The following is an 18,518-nucleotide window of genomic DNA, read 5'->3' on the forward strand; positions in this document are numbered from 1 at the left end:
TCAAATTTAACAAATTGAATTAAAAAAGTTACAAAAATGACAATTCAAACAAAAGGATCCTCATATCAAAATGTTTTAGAAATCCTTGGAATAGCAGGAGAAAATAAAGGAAGTTCAACTGGTACGAATTGGTTTTCAAGCGGAGAATGGATTGATGTTGTATCACCAGTTGATGGAAATTTGATGGCCAAAGTCCAGACCTCTAGCAAGGAAGATTATAATAAGGTAATTGAAACTGCCACCGCGGCCTTTGAGAAGTGGAAAAAAGTCCCTGCGCCACAACGAGGAGAAATCGTACGGCAATTCGCTGATAAACTCAGGGCTAATAAAACTGCACTAGGAGAACTGGTTTCCTATGAAATGGGAAAATCTTTTCAAGAGGGACTCGGGGAGGTTCAGGAGATGATTGATATTTGTGATTTTGCTGTAGGACTCTCAAGACAATTGCACGGTTTGACCATGCATTCTGAGCGACCAGGACATCGTATGTATGAACAATGGCACCCTCTGGGTATTGTCGGGATCATATCTGCTTTTAATTTCCCCGTAGCCGTATGGTCGTGGAATTCTGCACTAGCACTTGTTTGTGGGGATGTATGCGTTTGGAAACCGTCTGAAAAGACTCCTCTTACGGCCGTGGCATGTCAAAAATTATTATCCCAAGTTCTAAGTGATAATAGTCTACCTGAGGGAATCTCATGTTTAGTGACCGGTGATTCTCGAGTAGGTGAGCTACTTAGTAAAGATACCCGTATCCCACTTGTGTCTGCAACAGGATCAACGCGTATGGGTAAAATTGTAGCGAAGGCCGTCGCAAGTAGACTTGGAAAATCCTTATTAGAACTAGGGGGAAACAACGCAATAATTGTCACTCCAGATGCTGATATTAAAATGACCGTGATTGGAGCAGTTTTTGGAGCAGTAGGAACCTGCGGTCAACGTTGTACTTCCACAAGAAGACTAATTGTGCACCAAAAGGTTTACGATCAAGTGAAAGACGCCTTAGTGGAAGCCTATGGGCAACTAAAGATCGGTGATCCTTTAAACGAGGCGAATCACGTAGGGCCACTAATAGATACAGATGCAGTGAAAATGTATCTTGATGCACTAGAAAAAGCCAAGGAACAAGGAGCGGTAGTACTTACTGAAAGTGGAAGGCTAGAAGGGAATGAGTACCAAAGTGGATGTTATGTAAGGCCGGCTGTAGTGGAGGCATCCAATGATTTTAATATCGTTCAACAAGAAACCTTCGCACCGATTTTATATCTAATAAAATACGATGGTGATCTTGAAAACGCCATCGCCATGCAAAATGGAGTCGTTCAAGGTCTTTCTTCGGCCATTATGACAAATAATCTTCGAGAAGCCGAACTGTTCTTGTCCAATCAGGGTTCTGATTGTGGTATAGCCAATGTGAACATTGGAACCAGTGGTGCTGAAATTGGAGGCGCATTTGGTGGAGAAAAGGAAACAGGAGGAGGACGTGAAAGTGGATCTGATGCCTGGAAGGTTTATATGCGAAGACAAACCAATACTATTAATTATACCACAACCATCCCGCTTGCTCAAGGTATAAAGTTTGATTTGTAAAAAGGTATTTAAAAGTCAAAATGCTGTAAAAGATTAGATCATTTACAGCATTTTGATTATATCGTGTTTGATGTTTTTATTATATCACTCCGTTTGGTTCAACCCACTTAAAGATATGTTGATCCACAGGGGTGGCTATTCTAGAAGAGATTCTTCTTAGTCGATCTGGAAGTTTCATCAAATAATCTCTTGAGCGTTCACCTTGATCATTTAATTCTCTAAGTTTATCAATCTCCCAATACTGGTTTAAACGCTCTAGAATATCAACATAATCTAAGGCTGTATAAACGCCTAATCGCTGAGCGGCATTGGAGAAATTCTCAAAGGCACTTCCGATAGGTTCACCTGCTTCCCGAACAAATTGTGCAGGCATAACAATTTTCTGTTTCATCATATGTGCAAAGGCGTTGAGCATTTCATTTGGATCATACTCTAAAATTATTTTCACAAATTCTCGGTATGCCAAATGGTGTCTCATTTCATCACCAGCAATTACATTACACATTTTGGATAGCATCTTGCTTCCACTCTTTTTAGCAAGTTGACCCACTCTTTTATGAGAAATATTAGTGGCTAACTCTTGGAAGGAAGTGTATACAAAGTTCTTATACGGATCTCTATCTGTTCCTGCATCAAAACCATCAGCAATAAGATGTTGCGTGGTTTTTTCAATTTCTTTCATATTTACTCGACCAGCGAGATAAAGATATTTGTTGAGCACGTCTCCGTGTCTGTTTTCTTCAGCGGACCAATGTTTTACCCACTTAGCCCATCCGTTGTTTGCATGCTGATCAACACCCTCTACGTCCATAAGCCAAGACTCATACGTCGGAAGCGCTTCCTCTGTAATGGTATCTCCTACAAGGACTACCCAAAAATCATAACCCAATTCTTTTGCCTCACCTCTTAATTGTCGAACTTCCTCAAAGAAATTATCTCCTTGAGAGTTTGGTAAGAAATCTGTTGGCTGCCATATTTTATCTACTGGTATCAAGTAATCCTCTAGAAAAGAGTCAATTCTCTTTTCCATCGTTTTCATTACTTCTAATCTAATGTTATGTAGTGACATAATATTTTATTTTAATTCTTTAAATCAACTCTAATAAACCCAAGAGTGATTTTTTTACTGCACTTACTTTAAAATCCTGATTTAAGTCGTTATTAAAAGGCAAGATGACCGTCAGCACTAGTATTTTTGGCTAAGATAGAATTCTGTCAAGAACTATAAAAGCTATTTATGATAATATTAAAGGTACAAAAATAATCTCAAAATCTCTTTCTAGAAGCGGTATAACTAGGCAAAGTGTTAAAGTTTTTTGGACAATAGATGGGATTTTGTAATAAATTAACTAATTTTGAGTGTAATATTTTACAAACCAACCAAATAGAAATGAAACCTGTATATCTAGTCGGTATAGTGCTGTCCATTATTTTGGGTAGTTTTTTCAACTGGATCCTCTGCTGCGAGTCTGATAATGTCCTCGGTGCTGAAGATGAAAATGGAGCTAAAGAAAATGTAACATCTTTAGCAAGTCCACTTATCATCAGAGACCAAACGGGTGATTTCTTGTTTAAGTCAGATTCCAATTTCTATTTTAATAAATCTAACTTCATTATTAAAAGACCAGTTTCATCCCAAATTGAGAAGGGTGTTGTATCTCTAAAATCATATATAGGCAATCAAAATAATAAGTTTGTGGATATCACTGGGTTTTATGATCCAATGGAAGAAAATAATTCTGCATTCCCTAATTTAGGATTAGCAAGAGCGAATGCTGTAAAAAACTACCTGTTGTCTTTAGGGGTGTCTTCTAAGAAATTAAATATTCATGGAAGCTCTAAAGAAGTCTTAGTAATGGAAGAAGAATCTATTGTGGAGGGACCCATAGCAATTGCTATCACCGAAAATGCCAATATTAAAGATGCGCAGGCTATTATAGATAACATTAAACAGCACCCAATTGTATTGTATTTTGATTCTGGAAAAAGTAGTATACGATTAAATCAAAATCAACGAGAGAAGTACCTAAACATGGTCAGGGCATTAGACAAGGTTGATAATGTATCGATATTGGTGGAAGGGCATACAGACAATACCGGTGAGGCGGAAGCAAACCAAGTACTGGGTAGAAAACGAGCCGAATTTATAAAGGAATATTTGGTTAGTAACGGTATTGCACCTATCCGGATTCAAACAGTATCCAAAGGCCAACTAGAACCTATCGCGGGTAATGACACCCAAGAAGGAAGAGCTCAAAATAGAAGAATAGTTATAACGGTGAATTAATAAACTAAAAATATAATTTTTATGAACTGGTGTTTTATTATTCCTTTAATTGTCGGCCTAATATGTGCTCTGTTGGGGTATTTATTAGGAAAGCAATCGGCCCCTTCCACTACAAAGGTTATTAAAGACGTTGATAACACACAAGTGTTAAAATGGAGGCAGAAATATGCAGACTTAGAAGGGCAATTGGCCGAATGTAGAAAATCATTAGAATTAGAAAGGGAGATGGACTCTGTTGGAAGTGTCTTACCTTTTGATGCGGCTAAGGTGAAGGCTGTATTTGGTAAAAAAGTTAGACAGGACGATCTTAAAATTATAGAAGGTATAGGGCCAAAAATCGAAGAGCTTTTCCACAATAACGGTATTAAAACTTGGAAGGATCTTTCAGAAACTACTGTACTACGATGCAAGAAAATATTAAAATCAGGCGGAAAGGCCTTTGAAATACACAGACCAGATACCTGGCCTAAACAAGCAGAGATGGCTTATAACGGTCTTTGGGAGGAATTAAGGCAATGGCAAAAAACCCTTGATGGTGGCCGATAAGATTTTTAACGTAGACTAACCAACCAATTTGAAAAGGACATTGTTTAATAGATGATGTCTTTTTTAATTTCTGCCAATCTCATCGGGATAAAGCGTGTTTACATTATCGCTTTGCCAGAATTCTTTAGTATCGACATCCATAATAGTCAACGGGCTCTTATATGCCGCGCCAGTGTCTACATTCCAGACCTTGTCCATTTGAATAGGCGTTGTCTGATTAAGGCGGATTGTGGGGGTGTGGCCAATAAAAATTTCCGCGTAGTGTCGAAGTCGTTGTGGGTAAAGCAAGTCATCTTCATTAAGTGATTTATCCATAGCAAGGACCATTTCCCAAAGTGAGCGATCCCAATATACCATTTCTGGGAAATACTCGTTTGAAACTCCGTGGATATTTGAGAAACCTGCGTGAACAAACAACCTGTTTTGCTTATCGATGTGGTAGTAATCTAGGTTTTCGAAAAAACGAAGATGTATATTCAAAGTGGTTCTGTCGATCTTGTCGTAGGCATCTAGGGTAGCTTGACCGCCATGAAGGAGCCAATTTTGATTGTACTTTTTGGTTTGTTGCCACTCTAAAAATAATGCGTCGTGATTCCCTTTTATAAAAATGCAGTTATGGGTATTATTTAATTGAATCAAGGTGTTGATAACCTCTGGTGATTCACTCCAACCATCTACATAGTCTCCCAAAAATATCAAGGTTTCCTCAGGTTTAACCTCAGCGCGCTTAAGTACTTGTATGAGTGCTTTGTTTGCGCCATGTATATCACCTATAACAAATGTTCTGTTTTGTTTAGACATGTAATATCAAATTTTATGGAAATTTAAGCTTTAGTGTAGAAACGACCTTAGGAAAACACAAAAATTACCAAAAACCGTGGAAAAGAAAAGCAATCTTAGTGATCAAACCGAGTTTTTAAGCATACTGGACTTTGCGCAAAATACGCAAGGCTTCCTTTAAGGATTTGTAGGTCATACGATCATAGGCTTTTACATACCATCGGTAATCCTCAAGCATTTGTTTGGCGCCACTAAAACCGTTTAAATAGCATATCAAATGAGTAGCAGGAATGTTTTTTAGATCTTTTTCGTCCTGAGTACTTAAAGGCAGTTTCTTTTTAAGTTTTTCCAAAATAGTGTTGTTGGTATTGAAAATATGATAGAGCATTTTACGATCATATAGTGGCGGATCAAAGATCAAGGTGCTATCTATTTTATAAGAGCCATTGTCATTGAATTGGATTTCCACTTTTTCCAAAGGATAAAGCTGCTTGTTGTTATGTAGGCCAAGTTGTAGATATTCGGTAATGGAGAAATGGTGTTCATCGATTTCAATTTGTACCTCATCAAGTGCTGAATAAAAAAGTTTTACCTGCTCATTGATAAGTTCGATGTCTACACGGGAATAATACTTCTCCTCTCCAATTTTTTTTTCAATTCCAGCCCAGCAAACTATAAATTGTTCTTTAAAAACTTTGTACTTGGGATTCAGGGCAGCATGTCGGTTGACTATAAAATCAATCACCCCATCTAAGGTGAGTTCGATATTGTTTTTAGCATGTCGTTCGATTTCCGCTACAATAGCAGAATTGGTGTCTTTGATTTCAATGTCGAAAACCTTGGGCATGCTAATGCTACCATCTCTAAAAAACACTGTTCCTCCCCAGTATTTCCAAATATTTTTACGAAGTGCAGCCAGTTTTCCAGAGGAGCGTATGGTTACAAGACCTACTACCTTATCTTCCGGAAGATCCGGAAAACGAATGTTTTCATATGCGATCATTGGGGGATTTTGAATATAGGCATTCACAAGATTTTGGATCTTACTATCATCAAAAAAATCAACCCCTACAATACTGTTATCCTCATCCTCAACACCAATTACTATAAAAGAGTTGTTTTTGGGATTAGAGTTAGCCAAAGCACATATGTGCTTGATAAACTTTGCCTTGCCTTGTTTGTCCCCAATGTTGATAAACCTTTTCTTGTCATAAAAACTATTCTCATCATTATGAGCAAGTAAATTTTTAATTAAAAGTCGTTTATTAATCATGTTTGTAGCAAGGGTTTCCTTTTGCTCTTAAATATAGGACGTTACGATTTACGTACAAAAAGATTTAACCTTTTTTGATTTTTTTGGATTTAAATCAAAGCAACTTTTTGTTTACTATAGTACTGCTGGCTTGGTCGGTTGGCATCACGATTAAATCAGCGATATTGACATGCGCCGGGCGACTTACGGTAAAATAAATAATTTCTGCAACATCCTCTGCTGTAAGGGGTGTGTAACCCTGATATACTTGTTTTGCCCTATCACGGTCTCCTTTAAAGCGAACTTCACTAAATTCAGTTTCGACCAGTCCAGGGTTTATGGCACCAACGCGTATGCCATATTGATTAAGATCAATTCGCATGGCCTGGTTAATGGCATCCACGGCATGCTTACTTGCACAATATACATTGCCCCCTGGATATACTTCCTTGCCAGCGGTTGAACCAATATTGATAATTTGACCTGTGTTGTTTTTAATCATCGAGGGAATAATGGCCTTACTTATATAGAGTAATCCTTTTACATTAATATCCATCATAGCATCCCAATCATCAATATCTCCCTGGTCGATTGGAGAAAGACCATGAGCATTTCCAGCATTGTTAATTAATATATCAATTTTAGAAAACTCTTCTGGCAACGAATCATATGCTTTAAATACAGCGCTTTTATCTCGAATATCAAAATCGAGAACATGAATATCTACTTTAGCTCGGAGCTGTTTTTGTAGTTTTTCTAACCGTTCCTTGCGTCGTCCACATATAATAAGGTTAATGCCGTTATCGGCAAATATCCTAGCTGTGGCTCTTCCAATACCACTACTTGCTCCTGTAATTAAGGCCGTTTTGCGCATTCGAATTTGTATTTAAAAGTTCGTTATTGCAAGTTAGGTATTAGAAAAATTATAACCTTCCAAACTCTAATTTAAATTGTGCGGGCGTCTTTTAAAGGATTGTATCCGATATAAGGAACTTCTTTTTCTTTAAATATAATGTCGTGATTTTCTAGTTCTTCGAGAATGGGCTGATACACATTTTTTAAAATTGGAATAATAACCCCAGTGGTGGTAATTTGTTTGTTGAGAATTTTTAACGCGGCGATACCTAAGGGTAATCCTACGGTTTTTGCCATAGCAGTGTATTTGGTGTCCTTCCCAATGGCTACCATGCTCGAATCAATCTGATGGTTATTACCTTCTAGCTCGTACCCGAACTTATGATACATCACAATCATATCTTTATCATCCTTATCTAAGGTCCATTTTTCTTCCAGTATCTTTTGAAGGGCTTGTGCTGGAGTGGCATTTACAATACCTATTGTCTTTTGTTGATTAAACAAGTCGAGTTCGGTTAATTTTCCCCACATAATATCGTCTTGATCTATTTTTAAATAATGCCGTAGTTTGAGCTCTACTGAATCCGTTGGAGAATAGGGCAAAAATGTATTTATAAACTCCCGATAGGTCATACGCTCTGAATTATCCAAGGTATACGAATCATCAGTAAGACCTAATTGTACAAACATATCCCAGGCTTTGGAGAAGCCCACCCTTCTAATTGTACCCCTAAATAAGGTGAGGGTATCTTTAAGTCCGTATGCATTTCGGTATTTTAAAGAATCTCTATTGGCGTACACCTCAAATTTCCCATAATTTTCGATATCTATAAATTCGGTTCTTCTAAAGAGTCTGTGATAAGGGATGTATTTGAATTTTCCTTCTTGTATAAATTTAGCGGTTCCACCTTGGCCTGCCACCACTACATTGCGTGGATTCCAAGTAAACTTATAGTTCCATAGGTTGGTATCACTCTCTGGAGCAACTAACCCACCCGTAGAGGATTCGAACATTAACATTTTCCCGCCTTTAGATCGAATTTCATCAATGACCTTCATGGCACTCATGTGATCTATGCCAGGGTCTACTCCAATTTCATTTAGAAATATAAGGCCTTTGTTTTTTACCTGTGAATCGAGCTGCTCCATATCTGGGCTTACATAGGAAGCAGTAACCATATTTTTCCCATAAGCAAGACAATCTTTAGCCACCTGAATATGAAATCTTGCCGGCAGCATGGATATCACCAAATCCGCTTTTTTTATGGCATTTACACGCTGTTGCTCATTAAAAATATCTAATTTTATAGCGGTACTAAGTGGGTGATTATTTAACAGCTCTATAGCATTGTTTGGGTCTTTATCCCCAACTAAAATATGTAACTGTTCTTTTTCAGCGTTGCGCAGTAAGTACTGCAATAAATAGGAAGTTGATTTTCCTGCACCGATTAGAAGAATGGTTCTCATAGTTTTGGTTTAAAATTTCACACTAATGTATTAAAATGTTGTATTTATAACAAAAAAAATCAAACAATGAATAAAGGAATTTTAATTACGGGTGCTGTATTCGGCGCCTTGGCGGTGATCTTAGGGGCTTTTGGTGCTCATGGTTTAAAAAATTTAGTAGACCCCGATTCGGTAAAAACTTTTGAAACAGGTGTGAAGTATCAAATGTACCACGCTTTACTTCTTCTACTTGTCGGCGGAAATACATTATTAAGTAATTCCACCAAAACTACAATAATGTATTTGGTAATAGCTGGAATTATACTTTTTTCTGGATCGATTTATGGATTGTCTACAAATAGCTTGACGAGTTTTGATTTTAGAAAAATCGGGTTTATTACTCCAATAGGAGGTGCTTTGTTGATTGCTGCTTGGTGTGTGTTGATTTATAAGTTTATTCAACTGAGAAATCTGTAAAAAAACACAGCCTCAAACGTTGTAGTTGGATTATTTTTATACATTTGTTGTGCAATCTAACAACAAACACAACACAATGACTGAGGAAAAAACTTTAGTTACGAAAACGATTTCGTTAAAAAAATACGGAATCGACAGCCCCTTGGTGAATTATCAATTACATCCTGAAGATTTACACGAAATTACTATCGATAATAAGATGGGTGTGGAGACTAGTTCAGGTGCCTTGGCGGTCAATACTGGAACTTTTACGGGACGTGCTCCTAAGGATCGATTTATTGTAAAGGATCAGATTACTAGTGATAAGGTATGGTGGGGAGAAATAAACCAACCGATTTTACCCGAGAAATTTGATGCTTTGTACGATAAGATGGTAGACTATTTGTCCCTTCAAGAAATTTACGTTCGCGATTGTTATGCATGCGCTCATAAAGATTATCGAATGAACATTCGGGTAATCAATCAATACTCCTGGTGTAATCTGTTTGCCTATAATATGTTCTTGCGTCCTAGTGAGGATGAACTAGAAAATTTTAAGGAAGACTGGTTAATCGTCAATGCACCGGAATTTAAAGCAGATCCATCTGTTAATGGTACGCGTCAAGGAAACTTCACCATTATAAACTTTACTAAGAAGATTATATTAATTGGAGGGACTGGTTATACTGGTGAAATTAAGAAAGGTATCTTTTCGGCATTGAACTTTATACTTCCTGTTTTTAGAAACACCCTGCCGATGCATTGCAGTGCTAATGTTGGTAAGGATGAAGATGTTTCAATTTTCTTCGGGCTCTCTGGAACTGGAAAAACGACGCTTTCAGCAGATCCTGCACGTAAACTCATAGGAGATGATGAGCATGGTTGGACCTTAGATAATCACATATTTAACTTCGAGGGTGGGTGTTACGCCAAAGTGATCAATCTCTCTGAAGAAATTGAACCTGATATTTATGGAGCTATCACTAAAGGAGCACTGTTAGAGAATGTTATAGTGGATAAACAAGCAGAGGTTGACTATACCGATACAAGCATTACTCAAAACACCAGGGTTAGTTACCCAATTCATCACATAAAAAATATACAAGTACCCTCCATTGGGAACAATCCGAAAAACATATTTTTTCTAACAGCCGATGCCTTCGGCGTCCTTCCTCCGATTTCGAAATTAACCCCAGGGCAGGCAGCGTATCATTTTATCTCTGGATATACGGCTAAAATCGCTGGAACAGAAGATGGAGTAACTGAACCAGTTCCTTCATTTTCCGCATGTTTTGGAGCACCTTTTATGCCGTTACACCCCACGGTTTACGCTGAGATGCTCAGTAAAAAGATAAAAGACGCCAATGTAAATGTTTGGCTAGTTAATACAGGTTGGACTGGTGGTCCGTACGGTGTAGGTTCTCGTATGAAATTAAAGTATACAAGAGCTATGATCCAGGCAGCAATGTCTGGAAAATTAGGAGCCTATTCTAGTGAAACCTATACGATTCATCCTACTTTTCTAATCGCCTATCCAAACCAATGTCCTAATGTTCCAAGTGAAGTTTTATGTCCTAAAAACACCTGGGAAGATAAGCAAGCATATGACATTAAGGCAAATGAACTCGCAAATGCGTTCAATAAGAATTTTGAAAAATTCAAAGCTTATGCCGATGAAACTATCATCAGTGGTGGACCAGCATAAGTCACAATAAAGGGAGTGAAGCGCCTCCCTAGCTTGCCAAATAGTTAGTAGTAAGGCCTCTGTTTATTCAGAGGCTTTTTTATCCAAATAAAAAAGACACTAAATCTTCGATTTTACTTACTCTCTGTATTTGTATAGTTGTTTTCTTTAAGGTGATTTTACTTTGTTTGGATACAAAAATCCGAGTAAATCCTAATTTTTCAGCCTCTATTATCCTAGCCTCCACACGCTGGACTGGCCTAATTTCACCAGCAAGTCCAACTTCGGCTGCGAAACAATTATCCTTCTCGAGCGCAATATCTTCGTTACTTGAAAGTATCGCAGCAATAACGGCCAGGTCTAAGGCTGGGTCATCGATGGAAATACCTCCTGTTATATTTAAAAAGACATCCTTAGCTCCAAGTCTGAAGCCAGCTCTTTTTTCTAAAACCGCAAGAAGCATATTAAGACGTTTTGCATTAAATCCTGTGGTACTTCTTTGTGGAGTCCCATAGACAGCGGTACTTACCAAAGCTTGAATCTCAACCATCAGTGGACGCATTCCTTCTAAGGTTGCAGAGATGGCTGTACCTGATAACTCCTGATCTGTTTTGGATATTAGAAGTTCTGAAGGATTGGTTACCTCTCTTAACCCGCTACCTAACATTTCATATATACCCAACTCAGATGTCGACCCAAAACGATTTTTTAAGGCACGCACAATTCGGTAAACATGGTTGCGATCTCCTTCGAATTGTAAAACCGTGTCCACCATATGCTCCAAAATCTTAGGCCCTGCAATATGTCCGTCTTTGGTAATATGCCCAATTAGAATTACTGGAGTATTTGATTGTTTGGCAAACTTAATTAGCTCGGAGGTACATTCTCTTATTTGACTAATACTCCCTGCTGAGGATTCAATAAAATCTGTTTGAAGGGTTTGAATAGAATCAATAATAAGAATATCGGGATCCATGCCTTCTATTTGTCTAAATATATTTTGTGTTTTGGTCTCTGTTAGAATAAAACAATTTTCACTCTCGGGATGAATACGCTGAGCACGCATCTTGATTTGCTTTTGGCTTTCCTCTCCTGAGACGTATAAGGTTTTAAAGGGAAGTTTTAGTGCTATTTGAAGTAGTAAGGTACTTTTTCCGATTCCAGGCTCTCCACCTAATAAGGTTACGGAGCCAGGAACGACTCCTCCGCCTAAAACACGGTCAAGTTCAGAACTTCCCGTTGCCATACGCATTTCCTGGCTCCCGTCAATTTCATGCACTAGAAGTGGCTTTGCAAGACGCTTGGATGAAGAATCTGTGGGTTTCCACCCAGACTTATTATCCTCCTTTTGAATAATTTCTTCTACTAAAGTATTCCACTGTTTACATGAAGAACATTGCCCTTGCCATTTAGCAGATTGGGCACCGCAATTTTGACAGTAAAAGGTCGTTTTAAGTTTAGCCATCCTTTGATTTTTAAAACTCAAAGGTACAAATTAACTAAAAGTAGTTATGGATTAATTGTTTTGGTTAATTACTAGAAAATCGAACTTTTTTGAAAAGCTAGATAGATTAGAATTCTTATAACTTCTTAATTGTAAGTATGATAGTTTAGGTGATAAGTTTAGCGAATCCAAATACAAATCTAAAAAATGTATTATGTCCGTATATATACTGAAGCATTTTTTATCAAACGTATTATTAATTCATTTTTAAAATTAATTTTTATGAAACATGTAAAAGGATTTTCAAGTTCCCTACTAATTCTTTTTTCTCTATTATTTATAGCAAGTAGTTGTAGTGATGATGACGACGATTCAAATCTACCTAGTGACGGAATGGCCAAGGTAACAGTACGCCTAGTAGATGCCCCTGGTGACTATGAAAAGGTCAATGTAGACATTCAGGATGTTATGATTAACCGAACCGACGAAAGTGAAGGTGGTTGGGAAAGTTTAACTGATGTGAACACAGGAGTATATGATTTGTTAGAACTCACAGGAGGTGCAAGTGTACTTTTGGCAGAAAATGATCTAGCCACTGGAGAGTTAGAACAAATTAGACTTGTTTTAGGTGATCAGAATTCATTAGTAATCGACGCAGAAGAGGTACCATTAACGACCCCGAGTGCTCAACAATCTGGATTAAAAATTGATTTGGATGACACAGAGCTAGAAGATGGATTTACCTATGAGATTGTATTGGATTTTGACGCCGATAAATCGGTCGTTAAAGCAGGTGAATCTTCACAGTATATCCTCAAGCCAGTAATCAACGCAAGTTGGAAGGTTAATTCTGGGCAAATAACTGGGGTAGTTAATCCGTCTGAATTTCAGACAATAGCCTCAGTAATTACAAAGGACAATGATACCATTAGTAGCTTTACCAATGAGAATGGTATTTATGTTCTCTACGGAGTTCCTGCTGGATCCTACCAGGTAAGTTTACAACCTGAAACTGACTCAGGTTACAGGCTAACGAGTGTCTCTGATGTGGTCGTTGAAAACGGACAAATTACCGATGTTGGAACCACCGATTTAGAAGTTGCCTTAGAGGGTGGAAGTATAAGTGGAAGTATTTTAAATGCTGATGCTGAGGTTGTAGTTTCTGTAGTGGTTTCAGATGAAACTTTGAGCACTACTATTGGAGAAGATGGTACATTTACATTAGAAGGTGTACCTGCCGGAACATACACCGTTACTTTAACTCCAGCTGAAGGTTCTGCTTTTGCTCAAGTGGAAATTACAGATGTTGTAGTAACCGATAATGAAGCTACTGCATTAGGTGAGATTACCCTGCAATAGTTAAGAATCTGTAAAATAGTATTAAGAGTAGCCTAATCTTTGGGCTACTCTTTATATTTTAACCTATTGTTAACAGAGTCAATCTAAATAAATTTTCAATTTGCATGCTATTATAGTTGGTGTTATATTGATGCCACAAAAAATTAACATAAATGGAGCAAAATACTACATTAGATATCACTGCAATTAATGAAAAAATAGAGCGAGAAAGTGCTTTTATTGATTTGTTGACCACGGAGATGAATAAAGTCATAGTTGGGCAAAAGCACATGGTTGAAAGATTGTTAATCGGATTACTTGGACAAGGGCATATACTTTTAGAAGGAGTGCCTGGTTTGGCAAAGACTTTAGCGATTAATACCCTATCCAAAGCCGTTCATGGTAGTTTTAGTAGAATTCAGTTCACACCAGATTTATTGCCAGCTGATGTTGTTGGTACGTTGATTTATAATATAAAGGAAAATGATTTTTCCATTAAAAAGGGTCCCATATTTGCCAATTTCGTTTTGGCTGATGAGATTAACCGAGCTCCTGCAAAGGTACAATCCGCATTATTGGAAGCCATGCAAGAAAAACAAGTGACCATTGGAGATGAAACCTTCACTTTGGATAGACCCTTTTTAGTAATGGCTACTCAAAACCCAGTAGAACAGGAAGGGACGTATCCATTACCTGAGGCACAGGTTGACCGTTTTATGCTTAAGACTGTAATTGATTACCCAAAACTCAATGAAGAGCAACTCATCATAAGGGCTAATTTAAAAGGTTCCTTTGCCGAGGTAAATCAAGTTGTCTCAATCGAACAGATTTTAAGAGCACAAACTGCAGTTCGCGAGGTTTATATGGATGAGAAGATTGAAAAGTATATCCTCGATATCATTTTTGCCACACGATACCCAGAAAAATATGATCTCCAAGAGCTTAAGCCACTCATTAGTTTTGGCGCCTCACCTAGGGGAAGTATTAATTTAGCTTCTGCTGCTAAGTGTTATGCTTTTATTAAGCGTAGAGGGTATGTAATCCCAGAGGATGTTCGTGCTGTTGTACTCGATGTATTACGTCACAGAGTAGGGATTACCTATGAGGCTGAAGCTGAGAATATCACTCCTGAAGATATTATCAATAAGATTGTAAATGAGATAGACGTACCTTAGGAAGTAATTTATCACCATAGTTTATAATTATATTGATATACGAACTTTAAGTTTATCTTTCAAATTCAAATGGACACTAAGGAACTACTAAAAAAGGTCAGGAAAATTGAAATTAAAACCCGCCGATTGAGCGATCATGTTTTTGGGGGAGAGTATCACTCCACATTTAAAGGAAGAGGTATGACCTTTAGTGAGGTTCGAAATTATCAATTTGGGGACGATGTCAGAAATATTGATTGGAATGTTACCGCAAGATATAATGAGCCTTATGTGAAAGTTTTTGAAGAAGAAAGAGAGCTTACCATGATGCTGCTGGTTGATGTGAGTGCATCTGAGAATTTTGGTACCTCTAAGCAATTCAAAAAAGATATTATTACTGAAATCTCTGCGACATTGGCTTTTTCTGCCATGCAAAACAATGATAAAATCGGCTTAATTTTATTTTCTGATAAAATAGAACTCTACATTCCACCAAAAAAAGGCAGATTTCACGTCTTGAGAATTATCCGAGAACTTTTAGAATTTAAACCAGAGAATAAGCAAACCAATATAGACGAAGCCCTTCGCTTTATGTCAGGGGTAAGTAAAAAGCGAGTCATTGCGTTTATTCTTTCAGATTTTATGGGTGATAATTACGATCAAGCGCTAAAAATTGCCGCAAATAAACACGATATCACTGGGATTCGTATCTATGATCAAAAAGAAGCTGAAATGCCCAATATCGGATTTGTTCAAATGGAAGATGCAGAAACTGGAGAATTGCTACTTGTCAATACCAAATCCAAGCATGTCAGAAATCAATATGCAGCACTTTATTTGGCGCGGGTGGATTACTTTCAAAATGCTTTTAGCAAAAGCGGCGCAGGTATTATTAGCAGTAGTGTCGATGAGAGTTATGTCAAAAAGTTGCTAGGTTACTTTAAAAGAAGAGGATAATTAGTACTATAAAAAATCGACTCCTAATTGATTGGTTATAGTAAATATATAATTGGAATTTATAACATTGAAATGTTTGAATTTGTGTTAAATAAAATGTTATACATATTGAAATTAAGGTTTTCTATCCTTTTGGTATTTCTTTGCCATGGGTTGGTGTTATCCCAATCTACCCCAGAGGTCACGTCCACTGTGGATACCACCCAAATGAAGATTGGAGAACAGATTCACTTTCGCATTGCTGTGGAGGTTGATACTACCACTGAGGTTATTTTTCCAGAAGGCCAGACCTTTATACCCTTGGAGATGGTTGAGCAACGACCCACTGATAGTGTGATACTTCAAGATAAACTAAAACTAATTAAAGAGTATGCTTTAACGCAATTTGATTCCGGTCATTATACCATACCTACACAACAGTTAATGATTAACGGAAAAGCATTCTTTACCGATTCATTGACCATTCAGGTAAATAATGTAGTAGTCGATACCACTAAACAGAAGATGTACGATATTAAATCTTTGGTGATGGTGGATAAGCCAGCGGGAAATTGGTGGATATGGTTGTTGATTGGTTTTTTTGTTGTAGCGGCCATTGGGTTTGTGATTTATTGGTTTATCATCAGAAAGAAACCGCTCACTGAAGAAGAAAAAATTGCATTATTACCTCCCTATGATAGAGCATTGGCTGAATTAAAGAAATTAGATGAATCCAGATACTTAATACAATCTGAATATAAAGAATACTATACGGAACTGACCAATATCGTACGTTATTACTTGGAAGAGGATGCGCGAATCTCAGCAATGGAAAGTACCACCGATGAACTTATTTCAAAAATTGAACTTCTTCGAGATTCTGGAAATTTAAAATTGGATAACGATACCATCAACCAATTTAAAAACGTATTAAAAACAGCTGATTTAGTAAAGTTTGCCAAGTCAAGGCCAGATGATTCAGTGGTTGCGGGTGACCGTAAAACTGTTGAAAGTATAGTGGTGAAAACCAAACAAGCCTTACCTGAACCTACAGAGGAAGAACTTATGGAGCAAGAGGCCTATGTTGAGGATATAGTTAGGAAGAAGAAAAATAAGCAAATTAAAAAGGCTGTTCTTGCAGGCGGGGTAGTGGTGGTGATTGCTATTGGGGTGCTGACCTATATTTTTGGTTTTGATGCGATAAAGGACAATGTTTTTGGACATCCTAACAAGACTTTATTAGAGAATCAGTGGGTAGGAAGTTCTTATGGATATCCATCGATGTATGTAGAAACACCAATTGTTTTAAAACGCGTAGAGAATTTAAAGCAGGATGGCGCAGTGGGTACTAGTAGTAATCAGCGATATACCTATGGAGAAATCCACGGAAACTTTTTTATACAGCTCAATGTGGCTACTTATGAGAAAAAAGAGGATTTTGACGCTCAAATGGCCATAGAGTCAGCTATAGCTAGAGTAGAAAATGCTGGGGCACGAAACATGATTGTAAAACAAGAGGATTTTATTAGCCCCACTGGAAAGGAAGGGAACAAAGTATTCGGAACTCTGAACTTAGAAGATCCAGATAAGGGAACCATTAGAAATGTTTCATATGTGATTTTGAGTTTTGTTCAAAACGGAGGCTTTCAGCAGCTTACCATGGTATATCCAAAAAATGATAAATACGCCGATAGGATAGTGGATCAGATTACTAGTTCAATAGATTTTAAAACCCAAAGTGAATGATGTTTGAGAATATAGATTTTGTAAACCCACAGTTCTTTTGGTTGTTATTGTTGCTTCCAATTGCGACGGTGTGGTATTTTTTCAAACGAAAAAAGCAAATTGCCTCCCTTAAAATCTCAAGTATTCAAGGGTTTAAAGGGACCGCATCGATATTGACAAAACTCAAACCGATGTTGTTTGTAATGCGTCTAGTAGCTTTGGCTGCTCTTATCACTGCCATGGCCAGACCCCAACGCGAAGATATTTCTACAAGAACTAAGACTACTCGAGGAATTGATATTGTAATGGCGATTGACGTTTCATCAAGTATGTTGGCACGCGATTTGAAGCCTAATAGGTTGGTAGCTTTAAAGGAAGTAGCAGCTGATTTTATCAAAGAACGAGTGAATGATCGTATTGGCCTTGTTGTCTATTCTGGAGAAAGTTATACAAAAACCCCTATTACCAGTGATAAAAGTATTGTGCTTAAGGCCTTAAATGATATTACCTATGGTCAATTACAGGATGGGACAGCAATTGGAATGGGCCTGGCTAACGCTGTTAATAGAATCAAGGATAGTAAAGCCAAAAGTAAGGTGCTAATACTTTTAACCGACGGGGTGAATAATTCAGGATTTATTGAACCAGAAACAGCAGCAGGATTAGCTGTGGAGTACGGTATAAAAACATACACCATTGGAATTGGAACCAATGGAATGGCCCTTACTCCTGTTGGCTATAACCCTGATGGGTCTTTTAGATATGGAATGAGTAAGGTAGAGATCGATGAGCAGCTCCTAAAGGATATAGCTGATCAGACTGGAGGGGTGTATTTCAGGGCTACCAATAATGAAAAGCTCTCTGAGATTTACGAAGAGATTAATAAATTAGAAAAGACAGATATAGAAGAAATCAAATACTATAATTACGAAGAAGAGTTTCGATTCTTTGCTCTTTTTGCTTGTGGATTATTGGTATTAGAAAGCATATTGCGTTACACGGTTTTTAGAAGTTTGGTTTAAATT

General features: G+C 37.5%; 16 protein-coding genes. 10 read left to right on the plus strand and 6 right to left on the minus strand.

The features are described from left to right. The first annotated feature begins 36 nt into the window (after nucleotides 1-36). Nucleotides 37-1,590 carry an L-piperidine-6-carboxylate dehydrogenase gene (gene amaB, locus I215_RS08785; protein WP_008991607.1) on the plus strand — a complete coding sequence of 518 codons (1,554 nt, stop codon included), beginning with the start codon at nucleotides 37-39 and terminating at the stop codon, nucleotides 1,588-1,590. A gap of 79 nt (nucleotides 1,591-1,669) precedes the next feature. On the opposite strand, the gene I215_RS08790 is transcribed toward amaB, so the two are convergent. After that, nucleotides 1,670-2,659, minus strand: a complete 990-nt coding sequence (locus I215_RS08790; RefSeq protein ID WP_008991608.1) for an acyl-ACP desaturase — start codon at nucleotides 2,657-2,659, stop codon at nucleotides 1,670-1,672. Nucleotides 2,660-2,980: 321 nt separating this feature from the next. On the opposite strand from I215_RS08790, the gene I215_RS08795 reads away from it, so the two are divergent. Continuing rightward, a complete protein-coding gene (locus I215_RS08795) occupies nucleotides 2,981-3,877 on the plus strand; it encodes an OmpA family protein (RefSeq protein ID WP_040460126.1) in 897 nt (298 codons plus the stop codon). Nucleotides 3,878-3,898: 21 nt separating this feature from the next. Next, nucleotides 3,899-4,423 carry a hypothetical protein gene (locus I215_RS08800; protein ID WP_008991610.1) on the plus strand — a complete coding sequence of 175 codons (525 nt, stop codon included), beginning with the start codon at nucleotides 3,899-3,901 and terminating at the stop codon, nucleotides 4,421-4,423. A gap of 63 nt (nucleotides 4,424-4,486) precedes the next feature. Here I215_RS08800 and I215_RS08805 read toward each other — a convergent pair whose 3' ends face one another. The 4 genes from I215_RS08805 to I215_RS08820 all read right to left on the minus strand — a co-directional run bounded on the left by I215_RS08805 (nucleotide 4,487) and on the right by I215_RS08820 (nucleotide 8,777). After that, on the minus strand, nucleotides 4,487-5,224 hold the full coding sequence (locus I215_RS08805; protein ID WP_008991611.1) for a metallophosphoesterase family protein: 738 nt from the start codon (nucleotides 5,222-5,224) through the stop codon (nucleotides 4,487-4,489). 115 nt (nucleotides 5,225-5,339) lie between these two features. Further along, complete coding sequence (locus I215_RS08810) at nucleotides 5,340-6,476, minus strand: ATP-binding protein (RefSeq protein ID WP_008991612.1); 1,137 nt, start codon at nucleotides 6,474-6,476, stop codon at nucleotides 5,340-5,342. Nucleotides 6,477-6,570: 94 nt separating this feature from the next. After that, nucleotides 6,571-7,329, minus strand: coding sequence for an SDR family NAD(P)-dependent oxidoreductase (locus tag I215_RS08815; protein WP_008991613.1), 759 nt, complete (start codon nucleotides 7,327-7,329; stop codon nucleotides 6,571-6,573). 71 nt (nucleotides 7,330-7,400) lie between these two features. Continuing rightward, entirely contained in the window at nucleotides 7,401-8,777 is a 1,377-nt protein-coding gene (locus I215_RS08820; RefSeq protein ID WP_008991614.1) for a saccharopine dehydrogenase family protein, read from the minus strand. Between the two features lie 66 nt (nucleotides 8,778-8,843). On the opposite strand from I215_RS08820, the gene I215_RS08825 reads away from it, so the two are divergent. Further along, a complete protein-coding gene (locus I215_RS08825) occupies nucleotides 8,844-9,233 on the plus strand; it encodes a DUF423 domain-containing protein (RefSeq protein WP_008991615.1) in 390 nt (129 codons plus the stop codon). 76 nt (nucleotides 9,234-9,309) lie between these two features. Next, a complete protein-coding gene (pckA, locus tag I215_RS08830; RefSeq protein WP_008991616.1) occupies nucleotides 9,310-10,917 on the plus strand; it encodes a phosphoenolpyruvate carboxykinase (ATP) in 1,608 nt (535 codons plus the stop codon). A gap of 79 nt (nucleotides 10,918-10,996) precedes the next feature. Here pckA and radA read toward each other — a convergent pair whose 3' ends face one another. Continuing rightward, complete coding sequence (gene radA / locus I215_RS08835) at nucleotides 10,997-12,361, minus strand: DNA repair protein RadA (protein ID WP_008991617.1); 1,365 nt, start codon at nucleotides 12,359-12,361, stop codon at nucleotides 10,997-10,999. Between the two features lie 261 nt (nucleotides 12,362-12,622). Here radA and I215_RS08840 point away from each other — a divergent pair, with 261 nt between their 5' ends. The 5 genes from I215_RS08840 to I215_RS08860 all read left to right on the plus strand — a co-directional run bounded on the left by I215_RS08840 (nucleotide 12,623) and on the right by I215_RS08860 (nucleotide 18,515). Continuing rightward, a complete protein-coding gene (locus I215_RS08840; protein ID WP_008991618.1) occupies nucleotides 12,623-13,699 on the plus strand; it encodes a DUF4382 domain-containing protein in 1,077 nt (358 codons plus the stop codon). A gap of 152 nt (nucleotides 13,700-13,851) precedes the next feature. After that, complete coding sequence (locus I215_RS08845; protein ID WP_008991619.1) at nucleotides 13,852-14,853, plus strand: AAA family ATPase; 1,002 nt, start codon at nucleotides 13,852-13,854, stop codon at nucleotides 14,851-14,853. Nucleotides 14,854-14,922: 69 nt separating this feature from the next. Next, nucleotides 14,923-15,789, plus strand: a complete 867-nt coding sequence (locus tag I215_RS08850; RefSeq protein WP_008991620.1) for a DUF58 domain-containing protein — start codon at nucleotides 14,923-14,925, stop codon at nucleotides 15,787-15,789. A 108-nt stretch (nucleotides 15,790-15,897) separates the two neighbouring features. Next, on the plus strand, nucleotides 15,898-17,514 hold the full coding sequence (locus tag I215_RS08855) for a BatD family protein (RefSeq protein ID WP_237738944.1): 1,617 nt from the start codon (nucleotides 15,898-15,900) through the stop codon (nucleotides 17,512-17,514). Further along, nucleotides 17,514-18,515 (plus strand): vWA domain-containing protein, encoded by a 1,002-nt coding sequence (locus I215_RS08860; RefSeq protein ID WP_008991622.1) that lies wholly within the window; start codon nucleotides 17,514-17,516, stop codon nucleotides 18,513-18,515. The genes I215_RS08855 and I215_RS08860 overlap by 1 nt, the downstream gene beginning before the upstream one ends. The last annotated feature ends 3 nt before the right edge of the window (nucleotides 18,516-18,518 follow it).

This window comes from Galbibacter marinus, assembly GCF_000300875.1.
Lineage (GTDB): Bacteria > Bacteroidota > Bacteroidia > Flavobacteriales > Flavobacteriaceae > Galbibacter > Galbibacter marinus.